The sequence below is a fragment of the Acinetobacter higginsii genome (genome assembly GCF_000369525.1).
GTDB lineage: Bacteria > Pseudomonadota > Gammaproteobacteria > Pseudomonadales > Moraxellaceae > Acinetobacter > Acinetobacter higginsii.
On sequence record NZ_KB850072.1, the window covers coordinates 2,461,414 to 2,478,464 of the forward strand.

Sequence of the window (17,051 nt, forward strand, 5' to 3'; positions counted from 1 at the left end):
AATTTCAATATATTAATCAAATAAAGTCACAATACCTTAAAGACATAAAGATATATCAATTAGGTTTTTGACTCTCACCCAATAACAAAATAGCTTAATAAAAAATAACTCGGTACTTCACAAATTGGAGGTGAAGCAATGGATACACATAAGGTCAATATTAATGACATTATTGATAAAGCCCGTTTTACGGCATTCCACTGGAAAGTATTAATCTGGTGTCTCATCATTATTATTTTTGACGGTTATGATCTGGTGATTTACGGGGTAGCTCTACCCTTGTTGATGCAGCAATGGTCACTGACTGCAGTGCAAGCGGGATTGCTTGCCAGCGCAGCTTTGTTCGGGATGATGTTTGGTGCCATGATTTTTGGCACGCTTTCAGACAAACTGGGGCGTAAAAAAACCATTATGATCTGTGTCACTTTATTTAGTGGCTTTACCTTCTTGGGTGCTTTTGCGAAAAGCCCCACTGAATTTGCCATTTTACGATTTATCGCAGGGCTTGGCATTGGTGGTGTAATGCCGAATGTCGTGGCTCTGATGACTGAATATGCGCCGAAAAAAATCCGCAGTACCTTAGTCGCACTGATGTTTAGTGGCTATGCCATAGGCGGGATGAGTTCTGCCTTACTGGGTGCATGGTTAGTCAAAGATATGGGTTGGCAGATCATGTTTTTAATTGCGGGCATTCCGCTGTTACTGTTGCCTGTGATCTGGAAATTTCTGCCTGAATCACTGGCTTTCTTAGTGAAATCGAATCATCACGATCAAGCCAAAATGATTGTCAGTAAAATCGCACCCGAAACTGAATTAAGCAATCATTCTGAACTGGTTCTAAATGAAACTACCACGACTGATGCGCCCGTTCGCGCCCTATTCCAACAAGGTCGTAGTTTCAGCACCTTTATGTTTTGGGTAGCCTTCTTTATGTGTCTGTTGATGGTCTATGCATTAGGTAGTTGGTTACCAAAACTGATGTTACAGGCGGGTTATTCTCTAGGTGCCAGTATGCTATTCCTGTTTGCACTGAACATTGGAGGTATGGTTGGCGCGATTGGCGGTGGTGCATTAGCGGATAGATTCCACTTAAAACCCGTGATTACCAGCATGTTTGTGATTGGTGCTGCTGCCCTAATCTTACTTGGTTTCAATAGCCCACAATTTATTTTGTACAGCCTGATTGCGATCGCAGGTGCAGCCACGATTGGCTCACAGATTCTACTCTATACCTTTGTGGCGCAATTCTACCCAACCGCAGTACGTTCAACTGGGATGGGATGGGCTTCGGGTATTGGCCGAATCGGTGCCATCATCGGCCCTGTCCTAACTGGTGCTTTACTCACCTTTGAATTGCCTCATCAAATGAATTTTCTCGCCATCGCGATTCCCGGCATTATCGCGGCACTCGCCATTTTCTTGGTGAATTTAAAAGTCTCGGTTGCGGCTCAACCTGCGACAAGCTTTAACCCACAATCTTCACTATCTCAGCAATAAAACCATGTGCGCCGAGGACTGGCGCACTGACTTCGGATATGGATTATGAAATTATTACAGCGCTTCTGCCCTACGCGTTTAACGGTTGCAACCCTATTGGCAATGGGTGGCTGGTCTAGCTCAGTTGCTTTTGCTGCGGAGACAGCTCAACTAACTCAAGATCAATGGAAATTCACACTTAAAAATGCTTATATTAATCGTGACTATGACAATCCAAGCCTTAAAGATACCGGTAGCTGGTCTCAAGCGGCATCTTTATTCTACAAATCAAATATGCAGGATACACCCCTACAAATCGCAGACAAAGCAATCACCATCGGGGCGGATGCTTCGGTGCAATATGCGGTACGTTTAAGCAAAGATAAGCATGTCGCAGATACGGTGTTGCCCTTTGATCCCCAAACCCAATCACAAGCCTCTGACTATTTAAAATATGGCGCGACCCTCAAACTGGGCTATGACAAAACACTGCTCAGTGTCGGTGAACTCTGGCTGGATCTTCCTGTGACGGCGGTAGATGCCAGTCGTCAGTTATTGGCATCGTATTGGGGCACCAACTTAAAGTCACAACTTTCTGATCAGCTCTATGCCGAAATAGGCCGAGTGACCAAAGTGTCACCGCGTAATGAAGAAGATTTTAAGAAATTTTCTTTTACTGCGAATGGCAAAACCGTTTACTCGGATGGTTTAAATTATCTGGATCTGCGCTATCAGCTCACGCCATCATTGAAGGCAGAATACTACTTCGGCAATTTAGAAGACCTCTACAATAAACACTATGTGGGGCTAGAGCATACCTGGAAACAACCCGACTTCACCCTGAATTCCAAGTTTAAATATTTCAATGCCAAAAATGACGGTAGCAACTTTGATATTGATGCGCAAAATATCGGAATTCTGGAAATGCTAAAAGTGAAGAATCAGTCTTTTGGTTTGGGTTATCAACAGATTATCGGAGAGTCTGCTTATCCTTTACCTGATGGTTTCCTGCCTGAAACCTATTTTATCAACTGGAATGCCACAGGTTTCTTCAAAAAGAATGAAAAGTCTTATCACTTGATGTATGGCTATGATTTTAAGGACTATATACCTGGGCTAAATGCGATGCTGAAATATGTCTATGGTCATGACTTTAAGACAGCCAATGGTGACAAAAATCATGAAACCGAGTCCAATATTATTGTGAACTATGCTTTTCAACAACCTTATCTCAAAGGCTTTGCGCTGCAATATATCCGCATTGACTATGATGTGAAACACGGCAATGACTTTGGCGAAGACCGTTTATTCGTGAACTACAGTAAAAAATTCTAAGTCTTAGTCTGTCAGTTAACTAAACAATTTAACCCCTAAAACAAAAAAGAGAACTTCATTTGAAGTTCTCTTTTTATGTCTCACACCTTCAATCAGATCAATTAAATTTGTGACTGAATATAATTCTGCAAACCAATCAATTCAATTAAACGTAATTGCTTTTCTAACCAATAGGTATGATCTTCTTCTGTATCAGAAAGCTGCTGACGCAACATATCACGGCTAATATAGTCGCCTTTTTCTTCACACAGCTTAATACCCACTGCCAATTTTTCACGCACATGGTATTCAAGTGCCAAATCCGCTTTTAAGCAACTGACAACATCGTTGCCGACATTAATATCTTCACGATTCATGTTCGGTTGAGCACCTAAGAACAACACACGACGAATGATTGAATCAGCATGAGATGCTTCTTCTTGCATTTCATGATCAATACGCTCGTAGATTTTGCTCAAACCCCAATCTTCGTACATTCTTGAATGAATTAAATATTGATCACGAGCAGCCAATTCACCGCCAATGAGCATATTTAAATAGTCGATGACTTCTGGATTGCCACGCATAATACTTACTCCTATCGAATGACAATATTATGGCCAAGTTACAATAGAATTGCAAAAACAAAAGTGTGTAAGTTTATGATTTTTATAAAATTAAAATGAGAAACATACGCATTTACAGTTCTAATTAGCTCAATTTATCTAAATAAAATAAGCCTTTGCATATCATTTATCACTTTAAAAAGAGATAATCCTATTGAAAATCATTTGTTTGATTTTTTGTAACCATTAGCAATGCTTCTTATTCCGCTGATGTTTTGATCAAAAAATCATAAAAAATGACTGCTCAGCTGTTGTTTGTTTGAGCAAAATTCGGTAAATAACAGCAATCACAAAAACATAATGTGGAAACCACAATGGATAAAAGCAAACCAATTTTGGTCACTGGCGCGACGGGTTATATTGCAGGCTGGATTATTGAACGTCTGTTGAATCAAGGTTATACGGTTCATGCTACAGTGCGTGACCCATCGAAGAAGAATAAGATTCAGCATTTATATGATCTGGCAGATCAATCTTCTGGGAAGATTGAATTTTTTAAAGCAGATTTACTTGAACCACGTTCATTTGATGATGCAATGAAAGATTGTGAAATCGTGATTCATACCGCATCCCCATTTGTGGTGACCAATTATAAAGATGCAGTCAAAGACATTATTGAGCCTGCGGTGAAAGGCACAGAAAACGTATTAGACAGCGTCAATCGCACTGAGTCGGTCAAACGTGTGGTGCTGACGTCAAGCATTGCATCGACCTATGGCGATGCAGTTGAGATTCAAAATACCGCCGACAATGAGTTCGATGAGAGCCACTGGAACAATACCAGTAGTGAAACCCATCAACCCTACCCCTATTCAAAAGTTGCTGCTGAGCGCAAAGCATGGGAAATGGCTGAACAACAGAACCGTTGGGATTTAGTCTGTATTAACCCCGCCTTAGTGATGGGGCCTTCCCTCACCGATGCGAGCCAGTCAGGTAGTATTGAAGTATTACAACAGTTTGGTAATGGCACCACCTTATTTGGTGTACCGCCGATGTGGAATGGTATTGTCGATGTACGTGATGTTGCTGATGCACATGTGGCGGCAGCACTGAATCCAAAAGCACAAGGCCGTTATATTATTTGTGGTGGCACACTCAGCTTATTGGATATGGGCAAAGCACTCACACAAAAGTTTGGTTATAAATTCCCATTCCCACACTTTACTGTGCCAAAGACCGCTTTTGCTTTTGTGGCGCCAATCCTCGGTCATTCACGTGAGTTTGTAAAATTAAATATGGGTTATCCAATCTATTTTAATGCGCAACGTAGCGTCAAAGAACTCGGCATTGAATATCGCGATGTGCGTGAGAGTGTCTGTGAGCATTTCCAGCAATTGCTGGATGATGGCATTGTGAAAAAATATATTTAATATCAGAAAAAGGCGGCATAAATGCCGCCTTTTTTATCAGTTCGTGTTGACTCAAAATTTAGATAGAGAATCAGACTTCATACTGCTGCAAAAACTCTAAAAACTCTTGCTCATTCAACACTCGAATTTCAAGTTTTTGCGCTTTATCCAGCTTACTACCTGCTTTCTCACCAGCAACCACACATTTGGTTTTACTAGACACACTACCACTGACACGCGCACCCAAGGCTTGAAGTTTCTGCGTTGCTTCGTCACGCCCCATACTTTCCAATGTACCTGTGACCACCCAACTCTCACCATTCAAAGGCTGACGCGTTGGTGCAGTCGGTGCATCCCAATGAATGCCTGCTGCCATCAAACGATCCAACACTTCGATGTTATGCGGTGCTTGGAAAAAGTCGGCAATCCATTCTGCAGTAATATCACCGACATCAGGGGTTTTCTTGAGGGCTTCAATATCCGCAGCTTTCAACGCTTCAAGCGTCTGGAAGGTATTGGCCAACATACGTGCTGTGGTTTCACCAACACCACGAATCCCCAAGGCATAGATAAAACGCGCCAAAGTGGTTTTCTTGCTCGCTTCAATCGCATCAATCAAGTTCTGAACTGATTTCTCACCCATTTTTTCGATGGTCAATAAGGTGTCACGATGCTCATGCAAATGATAAATATCAGCCACATCTTTGAGTAGATCGAGGTGTAACAGTGACTCGACCCAACGATCGCCCAAGCCCTCAATATCCAGTGCTTTACGTGAAACAAAGTGACGAATGGCTTCAATCCGTTGTGCCGCACAATACAAACCACCTGAACAACGTGCCAAGGCCTCACCTTCTGGCATCACCACAGGTGATTCACAGACTGGACAATTAGTCGGAAGATGCACCATCTCCGCTTCAGCAGGTCGGAACTCAGCCCAAACTTTCTCAACTTTTGGAATCACATCACCGGTACGGTAAACACTCACGGTATCGCCTACACGTACATCTAAACGATGAATTTCACCAATGTTATGCAAGGTCACATTAGATACGGTTACCCCACCAACAAAGACGGGTGCTAAACGCGCGACAGGAGTAAGCGTACCAGTACGCCCCACTTGCCAGTCAATATTTTCGACTTTGGTCAGTGCCGCTTGTGCTGGGAATTTATAAGCCGTTGCCCAACGGGGTTCACGGCTCAAAAAACCTAATTGTTGTTGCTGTTTAAGGCTATCCACCTTAATCACCATACCGTCAATTTCAACTTTGAGATCTGGTCGTTCTTGTTGAATCTGTTCATAGCGTTGTTGTACTTCTTCAATCGAAGCACACAGGAATTGACGCTCAGCAATTTCAAAACCAAATCGGGTTAACCAGTGCAAGCTGTCATGCATGGTTTCAAGGCCATGATTCGGTACACACTGTGCAATCCCATAGGCATAGAACGCCAATGGACGCGAAGCTGCAATATTTGGATCAAGCTGACGCAGACTTCCTGCTGCAGCATTTCGTGGATTTGCAAAGGTCTTGTCACCTTTAGCTTCTTGATCGGCATTGAGCTTTTCAAAGCCTTGCTTTGGCATCAATACTTCACCACGAACTTCCAAAAATTCTGGAATTGCTTGATGCTGACTGGATAATACTTTCGGCAAATTTCGAATGGTTTTAACATTCTGGGTAATATCCTCGCCTGTCTCACCATCACCACGAGTGACACCACGAACCAAGACACCATTTTCATACCACAGTGAAATCGCTAAACCATCGAGTTTCAGTTCGACGTCATACTGGACTTGTTGATTCGGTAAACGTTCATCAATACGGCGGGCGAAAGCAAACAGGTCTTCCTGATTAAAGACATTACCCAATGACAGCATCGGCACTGCATGGGTCACACTTTCAAATTTTGATAGCGCTTGACCACCGACTTTATTGGTCGGGGTATCCGCCTGAATACATTCTGGATATTGTTGTTCTAAAGCTTTGAGCTGATGAAATAAATGGTCATATTCACTATCAGAAATAGAGGGTTGATCCATCACATAGTAAGCATGATTGTGTTTTGCAATCAGTTGAATCAACTGACGCATTTGCTCAATAACTGAGTTGTGTTCCATTTAAATTTCACCATATAAAAGGGCGGAAAAACCGCCCTATAATTTTTACTAAATTTATTATAAAAGATTCATTAGACGGTTGCTTGATTTGGACGATAATCAATCACATGATGACGCCAATGCTCTTTCAACTGCGGCGTAAACTCTAAATTGTTTTCATCATAGACCTTACCATCGACTTCACGTGCAATTAAGCCTGCAATACTGGTCATCATGTCATAACCTGTAACCGCTTTGCTATTTGGTAAAGCCAAGAAGAATGCAAGACCTTGCACCTGCTCGCCCGATAAAGTTTCCAAATCAAAACCTGCAGGACCATTATCTGTCATACGCAACACAGAGAACATCAAGGCACTTGGCTCATCGGTATTTTCATAACGATGGAAACACGACATTTCACCGAAACGCAGACCGTACTTCAATAATACTTTGAGTGCTTTATCGCCAGATAAGGCACGACGTGGATTCGGATAAACATTCAGGGCAATGATTTGCTCTGCGGTTGCTAAAGCACTCTCATCATCATAGCGTTGCTGTTCATGTAAATGCACATCCAGAATATTACTTTCGCCATCAAACTCTTCAATCGCGACGGTTTCAATATTTGGATTTAAGCTGAGCTCAGTTTCCGCTTTGCTTTCCTCTGCTTTCTCTGTAGCTTCTACATTTTCAGAGACCACTGTTGTTTCTGCTTCGGCTGCGACTGTCTCATCTTTTTGAGCCGCTTCGACTTCTACTACAGCTTCAACAACCTCATCTGCTTTAGCCGTTTGTTCGATTTCCGTCGTTTTGGTTTCAACACTAGTTGCATCAACGGCTTGCTCTGCCACAGGCTCCGATACAATTGCTTCAGTATTTAAACTTGGCTCAACACGCTCAGTTGTGGTCACTACTTCTTTTTGTAAAAGCTGGTCACGTACATGACGTGGGATCACAGGTTGCTGACTTTCAGGATTAATATGTAAATCTGCTTCTAATGACGGCTCAACTGGTTTTGGTTTTCTTAAAATCATGATTAAACCAACGAGCATAATCGCAACGGCGGCAACAATGCCTATTATTGTATTCATTTCCATACTAAGACTCCGCAACTAACCCGTATTCTTTTGCCTGTTCTAAATCGACAGTCACTAATTTTGATGTACCTGGCTCTGGCATGGTGACTCCAAGTAAATCAGTTGCCATTGTCATCGCCAATTTATTATGTGTAATGTAAATGAATTGCACTTGTTCAGAAAGCTCTTTTACCAAATTACAATACCGTTGTACATTGGCATCATCAAGTGGCGCATCAACTTCGTCCAGTACGCAGAACGGTGCAGGGTTCAATCTAAAGATTGCAAACACCAAAGCCAAAGCGGTTAGGGTCTTTTCACCACCTGAAAGCAAGGCCAAGGAACTGTTACGCTTGCCGGGTGGGCGTGCCATCAGTTTGACCCCAGACTGCCAATCATCTTCAAGGCTTAAAGTCGCTTCACCACCACCAAACACCTTAGGAAACAGCAGTTGCAACTCTTGATTGACCTGATCAAAAGTCGTCATAAACAGTTTACGGGTTTCCTGATCAATGCTTTTCATCGCGTCTTTGAGCTGATCAACCGTATTTTGTAGATCCTGCATCTGGTGACTCAACTCATCAAAACGTTGCGACACTTCCTCATATTCCAATGAAGCCGCCAAATTGACTGCACCGATTTTCTCGAATTGCTGCTGGGCTTTTTCCAGTTTCTGCTGATGATCTTTAATTTCAATTGAAAGATCAGATAAAGCTTCCGCATTGAGTTCTTTCAGCTGTTCCAGATAATGCTCACGATCTGATTTCGCCGCCTGCCAAGCCAAGCGCTTTTGTTCCAACTGCTCACGCACCTGCTCGTCTTTCTGTTGAGCTAGATGGCGTTGTTCCGTCAGTTGCTGCTGTTTCTCTTGCACTTGATTGAGTTCAAGTTGCCATTCATTCCATGTTTTTTGCAGCTTTTCGGTTTGCTGGAATTGCTCGTGGAATTGCGACTCCAAGTTCGGCAGCTCAAGTTGAATCGGATCAACAAACTTCTTGGCCTGCTCAATTTGTTCAATGATTTGACGATATTGTGTTTTCAGGAACGAGATATCTTTCTCTAACAATTCAATTTGCTGATTGGCTTGCGAGGTTTGACGACGTAAAGCTTCACGTTGCTGCTGCTGTTGAGTCAACTGTTGTTGCTGCTCATCCAACTGCTCATTCAAGTTTTCAACCTGAAACTGTAAAGTTTTATAGTTCGGCAACACTGCTTCTAATTTCAATGCAAGCGCATGCAGATCAATCTCCAGATCATCACGCTGCATGGCATCTTCTTCAAGCTGTAGATCAAGCTGTTTCAGTTGATCGGCCAATTGCTGTTGCTGCAACACAAAGGCCTGTGCCGTACTTTGCAGTTTGGCAATTTGCACATCCAGCTGTTGCAGCTCTTTTTGCTTTTGCTTCAGACTTTGCTGTTGTTGCTGCAAACGCTGTTGCTGCAGTTGCAAGGTTTCCTGCTGTTGAGAAAACTGATGTTCAAGATCGAGCAACTGTGGTTGTTGCTGTGCCAGTTGCTGTTCAATTTCCTCTAAACGGACTTGATGACTGAGCATGCCCTGCGCAGTTTGACTGTCTTCATCATAATGCAGCGCAATCACCCAGTCTGCGCCGACATGATAACCATCAAGCGTTAAAATGGATTGTGCGTGCTGGAGATCCGCTTGACGTTCCAACGCAATCGCTAAATTCTCTGCAACGGCTACATTGGCCCAGAGTGAAGATTGCGGGGCTTCGATCCAATCACTCAAACAAGTCATCTCTGCAATTTGAACAAGCTGCTGTGGTGATGATTTTAACTGTCGTGAGATACCCTCTTGGAAGGCTTGCCCATTCTCAAGCAACTGCGCTTGTAGCCACTTGGCCAAGAACTTCTCAATAATGTTTGCATGCGCTTTAGCTTGAACACTTAAACGTAGGCTTTGCATCAATCGAACTGCATTTTGATCATGCTTCGGACTTTGTTTTGCGACGAGCTGAGTTAAGTTCTTTTGTTCAGCCAATAAAACCTGAATCTCGGTTTTCAGACTCTGCACATCAGCCTTCTGCAACTGTTGTTGATCTTGCTGTGTCTGAACATCCTGCTGTAATTGCTCAATCGCGGTTTCTAACGCAATTATTTCCTGTTGCAGTTGCTGCTGTAATTGTTCTAACTGCGCCTGTTCATCATCCTGAACCTGAGCACGAATCTGAGTGCTTTGCGTTTGCAAGGTCTGCTTTTGCTGCTCAATCCGCAGAACATTCTTACCCAACTGCTCAATTTGCGCTGCCATCTGCAACTTTTTCTGTTGTTGCTGATCGACTTGGGTTTTCAGTTGATCAAATTGCTGTTGTGCTTGCTTGTGCTGTGCCTGAACATCGGTAAAATTTTGCTCAGCCGTTTGTGTCTGCTGCTCTAAGGCAAGCAAGCTTTCATTTTGCTCATCAAATTGAGTGCTTAAGGTTTCAACCTGTAATTCAGAGAGTTGCAGACGCTCTTTGGTTTGTACTTTCTGCTGTTCAAGTTGCAGCAAGCTGGTACTGTTTTGCTGGAATAAACTCTGTTTTTGTTCCAAGGTCATTTTTAATTCAGACAGCTTTTTCTCGGCCTGTTGCCATTCATGCTGCAAGGGTGAAGACTGCTGAATTAAGCGTTGGAATAAAGCACTGGTGGCTTCAAGATCGTGTTCAATGGTTTGAGATTCTGAACGAACCAACTTAAAGTTTTCACCCAGCGCGGTCATTTCAACCGTATATTCTTGTTGTAGCTTTTGACTTTGATTGGCTTGGAACGAAAGAATCTCAATTTTTAAAGTTCGAATCTGCCCTTCTAAGGTCTTATATTGAATTGCGGCTTCAGACTGGCGCTTTAAGCTTCTCAGTTGGGATTTTAGTTCAGCGGCAATATCATCTAAACGCGCCAGATTTTGCTCAGTATGCTCTAAGTGCTGCAAGGTTTCACGACGGCGTGCCTGATAACGTGACACCCCTGCCGCTTCTTCAATAAACACACGCATTTCTTCAGGCTTGGCATCGACCAGACGGTTAATCATGCCCTGCTCAATCACCGCATAAGAACGCGGCCCTAAACCTGTACCCAAGAAAATATCAGTGATATCACGACGACGACAACGTGTGCCATTTAAGAAATATTCAGATTTACCTTCACGCGTGACTTGGCGACGCACCGCAAGCTCGCTATAAGCATTATAAGCGCCGCCTAATTTGCCATAGGTATTGTCAAAACGAAGTTCTACACTGGCAACCCCGACAGGTTTACGCTTGGCTGTCCCGGTAAAGATGACATCCTGCATACTGCCACCACGCAATTGACGTGCGTTGGACTCGCCCATAACCCAGCGAATCGCATCAATGACATTTGATTTACCACAACCGTTCGGCCCAACCACCGCAGTACGATTGGCCTTAAAATGTAATGTTGTACTATCGGCGAAAGATTTAAAGCCTGAAAGTTTTAAACTGCTTAAACGCATATTGCCCTAACTAGCGGCGTGAGCGTCTAGCCCAAGCCAATTCAATCTGTTTCATACGTGTCAGAGATTCCAACACAAGGTTGCGCAAGTGTCGACAAAAATCTTCCATAAATAAAGCAGCTTGTTGTGATTTTCGGATCAAAATAGCATCAATCACTAACTTAAACAGGGTAAACGATTCTTGTAGCTCTCGACGTGAAGTATTTAAGGTCAAAAAATAGCTACGGCGTAATGATGGCAGTAGTTCTTTATAGAACTGCATCAGATAGGGATTTGCCACCATTTCATGCTGATCTGCCAAATATTTAAAGATCGCATCGTAAAATTTTTCGATATCGCCCGCACGAACAAACTCGACCAGTTGATCCAATAAAGTTTGCAGTTGCTCTGCTTCATTGACTCGCCAGGTTTCACTAATCCGCTGCACAATATGCCCAAGCACCATCACATTGGTATCAAATAGCGCTTTGACTTGTTGCGCTGACATTTCAGAGACGATCGCGCCACGACGCGGAAAAATTTCAATTAAATAAGTCCGTTCCAGTAACAACAGTGCTTCACGAACCGAGCCTCGACTGACATCTAATTCTTTGGCAATGCGCAACTCTTGAATGCGTTCGCCTTCAACCAGCTCACCACTAATAATTTGTTCACTAATATACTTTGCAATCTGTTCAGAAAGACTATCAGCCTCTTCGAGATTCATGAGCCCCTCGCTATCTTTGTTATACGCATTGATTCAATGCTGTTTGCGCTTTTTTGTTTTAACTGATCTCGCCCTATAAATTCTATATCATTGTCTGACAATTTTATTGCTTTTTAAGCCAATTGCGCTAAAAAATCGCAATATGATTCTCAATATGTACTAAACACTCAGTTTTTCTATATTGAATATCAAATATTTATGCTTGCAACTGATATTTAACCGCACATCTGAAAAGACATTCTCTTATCGCTTTTTAATTGATACATGTCACAAAAAATAATATTTTCACTAATAGTATCGCATTTTAAATCTCCTACTGAATTGCTCAGTACATACATAGATGAGTCATAACATGAGTGTTCATCAAGCCATCAATATTGCCATTTTTGGACTCAGTCTCAGAACCTTAAATGAGTTAAAACAACAGGTTCAAACGGCTGTGCCGCAGCATATCCAAATCAATTGGAGCAATATTGCCGAGCCACAACTTGATATTCTCATGATTAACCAAGTATTTTTTGACTCACCCAATATCAAGAGCCTACTGCAAAACAATAAAATAAATGTGCTGAAAATTGCCAATGATGCTGATAAAAATAGCGCCATCGAAGATGACACCTTATTTCTGCCCTTGAACCATCTTCATTCCTTGCATCACTGGCTGAGCCTTCATCTGGATGAACGCTTAAATCAAGCATCAGAGAATATCGAAACTGAAGATGTGCCAATCTTTCATCGCAAACAAATTAAAGACCTGCTGCAAGAAATTCAAAATCCTAAGAATGGCAATATTCAGCTATTTGATAACCAAGGACTACTCGCCATTGCTGACCTACGCAATCAATGGCTGTGGCAACATCCTGAATTTCACTCTTTTCAAACCGACCCAAGCCTGAACTATACCTATGCCACACAGAATGATTTGCATTGGATCGTAGATTCAGCTCAGCAAGACTTAAAACAATGGCTTTGGCATTTACTTTGGACCTCTATGGATTTTGAGGAACTCTGTCCAGCGTCTGCCACAAGTTTTTATCTGCAAGTCTGGCCACAGCCCAAAAATAAAGGTGATCGCCAAGATATCTTGCGGATGTCAGCCTGTTTTGCACAAGGTGCACAGATCAGTCAGGTTGCCCAACAACTCAACCTCCCCGAACAGAAAGTCAGGCACTTTGTTGCAGCATGCTTGGGCGCACAGTGTGGAACGCTGATTAAAGATCAACAGGCAAAATATCGCTCGCAAACTCAGCAAAGCGAAACAGAACAGCATTTTATGAAAAAACTATTTGGTCGCTTACGTCATCGTTTAGGCTTTTAATCGAGGATACTTCTATGATTTTACATCAATATAAAATTGTCTTCGGTGGCACCATGGGTTCAGGTAAATCCACGGCGATCAAAGCCTTGTCTGAAATTGAGGTCCTCAGTACCGAGGCATTCAACACCGATACCGAATCCCATGACAAATTACTGACCACTGTTGGCATTGATTATGGTGAGCTGACCTTGGACGATGGTGTTAAGGTTGGTTTATATGGTACGCCTGGGCAGGATCGCTTTGATTTTATTTGGGCAGTGATCTGTAAGGGCGCAATCGGAACAATCGTCATGATTGACCATGCTGCTGAAAACCCTTTACTAGATTTAGAGCAATATCTTCAAGCGTTTCAGCCCTTTGGCAATAATATTGTGATTGCAATTACCCATATTGACCGTATGCCAGAACGCACCTTATCCATATATCGTGATTGGCTGGCAGCCAGAGAACTGAATTACCCACTATTCTTTATCGATGCACGTCAGCAAGATGATGTACTTCTTCTGGTCGAAACCTTGATTGCCACCATTGAAGTACATTATGGGCTCACCAACTAACGAATGCTTAAATTAGCCCTTTATAAATAAAGTAGCTACCGACCACGATCAATAAGCCTGCAAAACATTTTTTCAGCATGGCTGGCGATAAACGATGTGCGACTTTGGCACCAAATTTTGCGGTGATAAAACTCATCACACTGATCCCCAAGAATGCATAAATATGCACATAGCCAATCGTGTTCGGCACTTCAATCTGCTCTTTGGCACCAAACCACATAAAGCCCAGTGCACCTGCCACTGCAATTGGCAAACCACAGGCTGCTGACGTCGCAACAGCTTTTTGCATCACGACGCCATGACGATTTAAGTAAGGCACGGTGAGACTACCACCACCAATGCCAAAAATCGCGGATGCCACCCCAATGCCGCCACCCGCGGCAAGTTGTAAAGGCACTGACGGTAAATGACGATTTGGATCAACCACTGCATTTGCACCTCTAAACATCTTGTAAGCCATCCAGACGGCGAAGACACCAATCACCAACTGTAAATGCTGCCCAGACATCAGATCGGCCACGCCCGCCCCCAGAAACGAACCGAGCACCAAGCCTGGTGCTAAATTGCGGAACACAGGCCATAACACTGCCCCTTTTTTATGATGTGCCATCACCGAACTGATCGAGGTCACAATAATAGTGGCCAATGAGGTTCCAACTGCAATATGCATAATCACATTCGGGTCATAATTCATTTGGGTAAAGACAATATATAAAATCGGCACAATAATTAAGCCACCACCAACCCCAAATAACCCCGCAGCAAATCCAGCAATTGCGCCAATCAGTAAATATATGATTAACTCCATAAACACATGACCACTCTACTTGTAAAAATGATGGATGATTTCGCAACCCGCCAGCTTCAGCAATTATTGAACGAAAAAAATCAATATCCAGAAGTGGTGCTCCTTAAAACAACCACAACCTCGACCAATGATGATATGCGTGAAATTGCGCAAAAAGGCATAACGACAGGATTGGTATGTAGTGCACTTCAAACACAAGGTCGAGGTCAACACCAACGACAATGGGCCTCTCCTGAAGGCAACATTTATTTAAGCACACTGATCCAAAGCAAAACAGCACTGGATGGTCGCCTTGCCCTTGAAGTTGCTCTGAATATTCTACAGATGCCAAGCTTGCATGGCTTAAAATTACAAGTCAAATGGCCAAATGATTTATATAGTCCACAAGGAAAATGGGGCGGAATTCTGGTTGAACCGCTTTCCCCTCATCAAGCGATTGTCGGCGTCGGTATTAACTTAAATACGCCCCCTGTGGAACATGCAGATCAGCCAATCACCTCTCTGGAAATGCTCGGTTTAGCCCACATTGATCGTTTAACCCTGATTGCTGAACTGTATACCGCAATCCAGCAGGCAGCACAGTGGTTTGAACACGGCAGTTATAATTTAGCTGAACGTTTTAATCATCATGCAATTTGGCTGAATCAACAGGTTGAATTTGAACATACTCAAGGTAAAGTTCAGGGACTTTTTCAAGGAATTTCCAATGACGGTGCAGTACTGATCAAAACGGATCAAACCCAACAATTCTATCAAGGTCGTTTACGTCTCGCTTCGATTTGAGGAAATGATGATTCTATGAAAAGTTTATGGCTGGATATCGGCAATACCCGCTTAAAATATTGGATCACCGCACATGATCAAGTCATTGAACATGCTGCCGAATTACACCTGCAATCCCCTGCAGATTTATTGCTGGGTTTGATCCAACACTTCCGCCATCAAAATTTAAGTCGCGTCGGGATTTCTTCGGTTCTGGATTCGGAAAATAACCAACGTATTCACATGATTCTCGATATTTTGGATATTCCAATTATTTTTGCCAAAGTCCATGCTGAATATGCGGGTTTAAAGTGCGGCTATGATGTTCCAAGTCAACTGGGGATTGACCGCTGGTTACAAGTCTTGGCCATGGCAAAGCCAGATGCAAACTTTTGTGTGATTGGCTGTGGCACTGCCCTGACCATTGATCTAGTCGAAGGATTGGAACATCTGGGTGGTTATATTCTACCCAACTTGTATCTGCAACGAGACTCGCTGATTCAAAATACCAAAGGCATTAAGATTCCTGACTCTGCCTTTGATAATTTAAAACCTGGACATAATACGGTGGATGCGGTGCATCATGGTATTTTGCTGGGCTTGATCAGTACCATTGATCAAATTATGCAGCAATCCCCTAAAAAGCTGATTTTGACTGGCGGTGATGCTACTTTATTCGCCAAGTTCCTCAGCCATTATCAGCCCCAAGTTGAATCCGATTTATTGCTCAAGGGCTTACGTCACTATGTTCAACTGAACTCAGCTTTGAGCAAAGTTTGAAGTACCTGTAGTAATTGTGGAAACTCACTAAAACCATCTTCTGCCCGAAAATGCCCAGCTTGAGCCACCTCAATCAGTTGGGCATTGAGTAAATTAGAAAATTTAAAAGTCAATGGTACAGGCACAATGGGATCATTACTGGAAAAGAAAACCAAACGTCTTTGAATATTGGCACGCAATACACCACTCTCAAAAGTTGAATGTTCAATAAAGGTATTGAACTCAGAATCTCGTGAAATCGGATCATTAAAAGCTGCGATAAACACCCCTGCTTTCAAGGTAGTTTGCTTCAGTTTCTTTGCTAGAAATCGAGCTACCGCAACACAAGACAAACCATGTGCCACCACAATACTCTGCTCATTTAGCGCTTTTAACTGTGCATCCAGACAGGTTTGCCAAATCTCCGCTTCAGGGTGACTCGCATCAGCCAGAAAAATCCGCTCAACCGCAACTGCTTCACTTTTCAATTGCTGTTCTAGCCAGTGATACCAATGTTGTTCTGGATCTGCATGCTCACAATGTACAATAAACACCTTATTTTTTGAATTATGTGACATATTCAACACTACTTTTCAATGTAAAACATAGACTTATTTTTAATTTTCTGCTTTTTAAATCCAGTTGAATGTTGATATTTTGTATTAAATTTATACAAAATTTTATGTGCTATAAAGAATAAAAAAGGCGCATCAAGCGCCTTTCTAGGAAG

At 42.6% G+C, this 17,051-nt stretch carries 14 protein-coding genes; 7 read left to right on the top strand and 7 right to left on the bottom strand.

Translation table 11 applies throughout. The annotated features are described in order from the left end of the window. The first annotated feature begins 138 nt into the window (after positions 1-138). The gene (locus F902_RS17745) at positions 139-1,497 is read left to right on the top strand and encodes an aromatic acid/H+ symport family MFS transporter (protein WP_005205538.1); all 1,359 of its coding nucleotides are present in this window, start codon (positions 139-141) and stop codon (positions 1,495-1,497) included. A 45-nt stretch (positions 1,498-1,542) separates the two neighbouring features. Next, positions 1,543-2,811 carry an OprD family outer membrane porin gene (locus tag F902_RS17750; RefSeq protein ID WP_005205539.1) on the top strand — a complete coding sequence of 423 codons (1,269 nt, stop codon included), beginning with the start codon at positions 1,543-1,545 and terminating at the stop codon, positions 2,809-2,811. A gap of 101 nt (positions 2,812-2,912) precedes the next feature. Here F902_RS17750 and ftn read toward each other — a convergent pair whose 3' ends face one another. Then, positions 2,913-3,377 carry a heteropolymeric bacterioferritin subunit Ftn gene (gene ftn / locus F902_RS17755; protein WP_005205540.1) on the bottom strand — a complete coding sequence of 155 codons (465 nt, stop codon included), beginning with the start codon at positions 3,375-3,377 and terminating at the stop codon, positions 2,913-2,915. Between the two features lie 353 nt (positions 3,378-3,730). Here ftn and F902_RS17760 point away from each other — a divergent pair, with 353 nt between their 5' ends. Continuing rightward, a complete protein-coding gene (locus F902_RS17760; protein WP_005205541.1) occupies positions 3,731-4,786 on the top strand; it encodes an SDR family oxidoreductase in 1,056 nt (351 codons plus the stop codon). 70 nt (positions 4,787-4,856) lie between these two features. Here the strand turns inward: F902_RS17760 and ligA are convergent, their stop codons facing one another. The 4 genes from ligA to F902_RS17780 all read right to left on the bottom strand — a co-directional run bounded on the left by ligA (position 4,857) and on the right by F902_RS17780 (position 12,117). Next, a complete protein-coding gene (ligA, locus tag F902_RS17765; protein ID WP_005205542.1) occupies positions 4,857-6,884 on the bottom strand; it encodes an NAD-dependent DNA ligase LigA in 2,028 nt (675 codons plus the stop codon). Between the two features lie 71 nt (positions 6,885-6,955). Further along, positions 6,956-7,960, bottom strand: a complete 1,005-nt coding sequence (locus F902_RS17770) for a cell division protein ZipA C-terminal FtsZ-binding domain-containing protein (protein ID WP_005205543.1) — start codon at positions 7,958-7,960, stop codon at positions 6,956-6,958. Between the two features lies 1 nt (position 7,961). Then, the gene (smc, locus tag F902_RS17775; protein WP_005205544.1) at positions 7,962-11,411 is read right to left on the bottom strand and encodes a chromosome segregation protein SMC; all 3,450 of its coding nucleotides are present in this window, start codon (positions 11,409-11,411) and stop codon (positions 7,962-7,964) included. 10 nt (positions 11,412-11,421) lie between these two features. Further along, positions 11,422-12,117 carry a GntR family transcriptional regulator gene (locus F902_RS17780; RefSeq protein WP_005205546.1) on the bottom strand — a complete coding sequence of 232 codons (696 nt, stop codon included), beginning with the start codon at positions 12,115-12,117 and terminating at the stop codon, positions 11,422-11,424. A 352-nt stretch (positions 12,118-12,469) separates the two neighbouring features. Between F902_RS17780 and F902_RS17785 the strand changes: the two genes are divergently transcribed. Then, positions 12,470-13,435 carry a hypothetical protein gene (locus F902_RS17785; RefSeq protein ID WP_005205548.1) on the top strand — a complete coding sequence of 322 codons (966 nt, stop codon included), beginning with the start codon at positions 12,470-12,472 and terminating at the stop codon, positions 13,433-13,435. A 14-nt stretch (positions 13,436-13,449) separates the two neighbouring features. After that, a complete protein-coding gene (locus tag F902_RS17790; RefSeq protein ID WP_005205550.1) occupies positions 13,450-13,992 on the top strand; it encodes a GTP-binding protein in 543 nt (180 codons plus the stop codon). A 7-nt stretch (positions 13,993-13,999) separates the two neighbouring features. Here the strand turns inward: F902_RS17790 and F902_RS17795 are convergent, their stop codons facing one another. Then, positions 14,000-14,800 carry a sulfite exporter TauE/SafE family protein gene (locus tag F902_RS17795; protein WP_005205558.1) on the bottom strand — a complete coding sequence of 267 codons (801 nt, stop codon included), beginning with the start codon at positions 14,798-14,800 and terminating at the stop codon, positions 14,000-14,002. 6 nt (positions 14,801-14,806) lie between these two features. Here F902_RS17795 and F902_RS17800 point away from each other — a divergent pair, with 6 nt between their 5' ends. Continuing rightward, the gene (locus F902_RS17800; protein WP_005205560.1) at positions 14,807-15,583 is read left to right on the top strand and encodes a biotin--[acetyl-CoA-carboxylase] ligase; all 777 of its coding nucleotides are present in this window, start codon (positions 14,807-14,809) and stop codon (positions 15,581-15,583) included. A 15-nt stretch (positions 15,584-15,598) separates the two neighbouring features. Continuing rightward, the gene (locus tag F902_RS17805; RefSeq protein WP_005205562.1) at positions 15,599-16,342 is read left to right on the top strand and encodes a pantothenate kinase; all 744 of its coding nucleotides are present in this window, start codon (positions 15,599-15,601) and stop codon (positions 16,340-16,342) included. On the opposite strand, the gene F902_RS17810 is transcribed toward F902_RS17805, so the two are convergent. Further along, positions 16,312-16,899: an RBBP9/YdeN family alpha/beta hydrolase gene (locus F902_RS17810; RefSeq protein ID WP_005205564.1), complete on the bottom strand. Its 588-nt coding sequence runs from the start codon at positions 16,897-16,899 to the stop codon at positions 16,312-16,314. The two genes, F902_RS17805 and F902_RS17810, sit on opposite strands and share 31 nt — an antisense overlap. Positions 16,900-17,051 lie beyond the last annotated feature (152 nt).

Bases quoted from the DNA above. Each gene is read 5' to 3' on its own strand.
- smc (WP_005205544.1), bottom strand. From the start codon at position 11,411: ATGCGTTTAAGCAGTTTAAAACTTTCAGGCTTTAAATCTTTCGCCGAT.
- ftn (WP_005205540.1), bottom strand. From the start codon at position 3,377: ATGCGTGGCAATCCAGAAGTCATCGACTATTTAAATATGCTCATTGGC.
- F902_RS17770 (WP_005205543.1), bottom strand. From the start codon at position 7,960: ATGGAAATGAATACAATAATAGGCATTGTTGCCGCCGTTGCGATTATG.
- F902_RS17795 (WP_005205558.1), bottom strand. From the start codon at position 14,800: ATGGAGTTAATCATATATTTACTGATTGGCGCAATTGCTGGATTTGCT.
- F902_RS17805 (WP_005205562.1), top strand. From the start codon at position 15,599: ATGAAAAGTTTATGGCTGGATATCGGCAATACCCGCTTAAAATATTGG.
- F902_RS17790 (WP_005205550.1), top strand. From the start codon at position 13,450: ATGATTTTACATCAATATAAAATTGTCTTCGGTGGCACCATGGGTTCA.
- ligA (WP_005205542.1), bottom strand. From the start codon at position 6,884: ATGGAACACAACTCAGTTATTGAGCAAATGCGTCAGTTGATTCAACTG.
- F902_RS17750 (WP_005205539.1), top strand. From the start codon at position 1,543: ATGAAATTATTACAGCGCTTCTGCCCTACGCGTTTAACGGTTGCAACC.
- F902_RS17810 (WP_005205564.1), bottom strand. From the start codon at position 16,899: ATGTCACATAATTCAAAAAATAAGGTGTTTATTGTACATTGTGAGCAT.
- F902_RS17800 (WP_005205560.1), top strand. From the start codon at position 14,807: ATGACCACTCTACTTGTAAAAATGATGGATGATTTCGCAACCCGCCAG.
- F902_RS17785 (WP_005205548.1), top strand. From the start codon at position 12,470: ATGAGTGTTCATCAAGCCATCAATATTGCCATTTTTGGACTCAGTCTC.
- F902_RS17760 (WP_005205541.1), top strand. From the start codon at position 3,731: ATGGATAAAAGCAAACCAATTTTGGTCACTGGCGCGACGGGTTATATT.
- F902_RS17745 (WP_005205538.1), top strand. From the start codon at position 139: ATGGATACACATAAGGTCAATATTAATGACATTATTGATAAAGCCCGT.
- F902_RS17780 (WP_005205546.1), bottom strand. From the start codon at position 12,117: ATGAATCTCGAAGAGGCTGATAGTCTTTCTGAACAGATTGCAAAGTAT.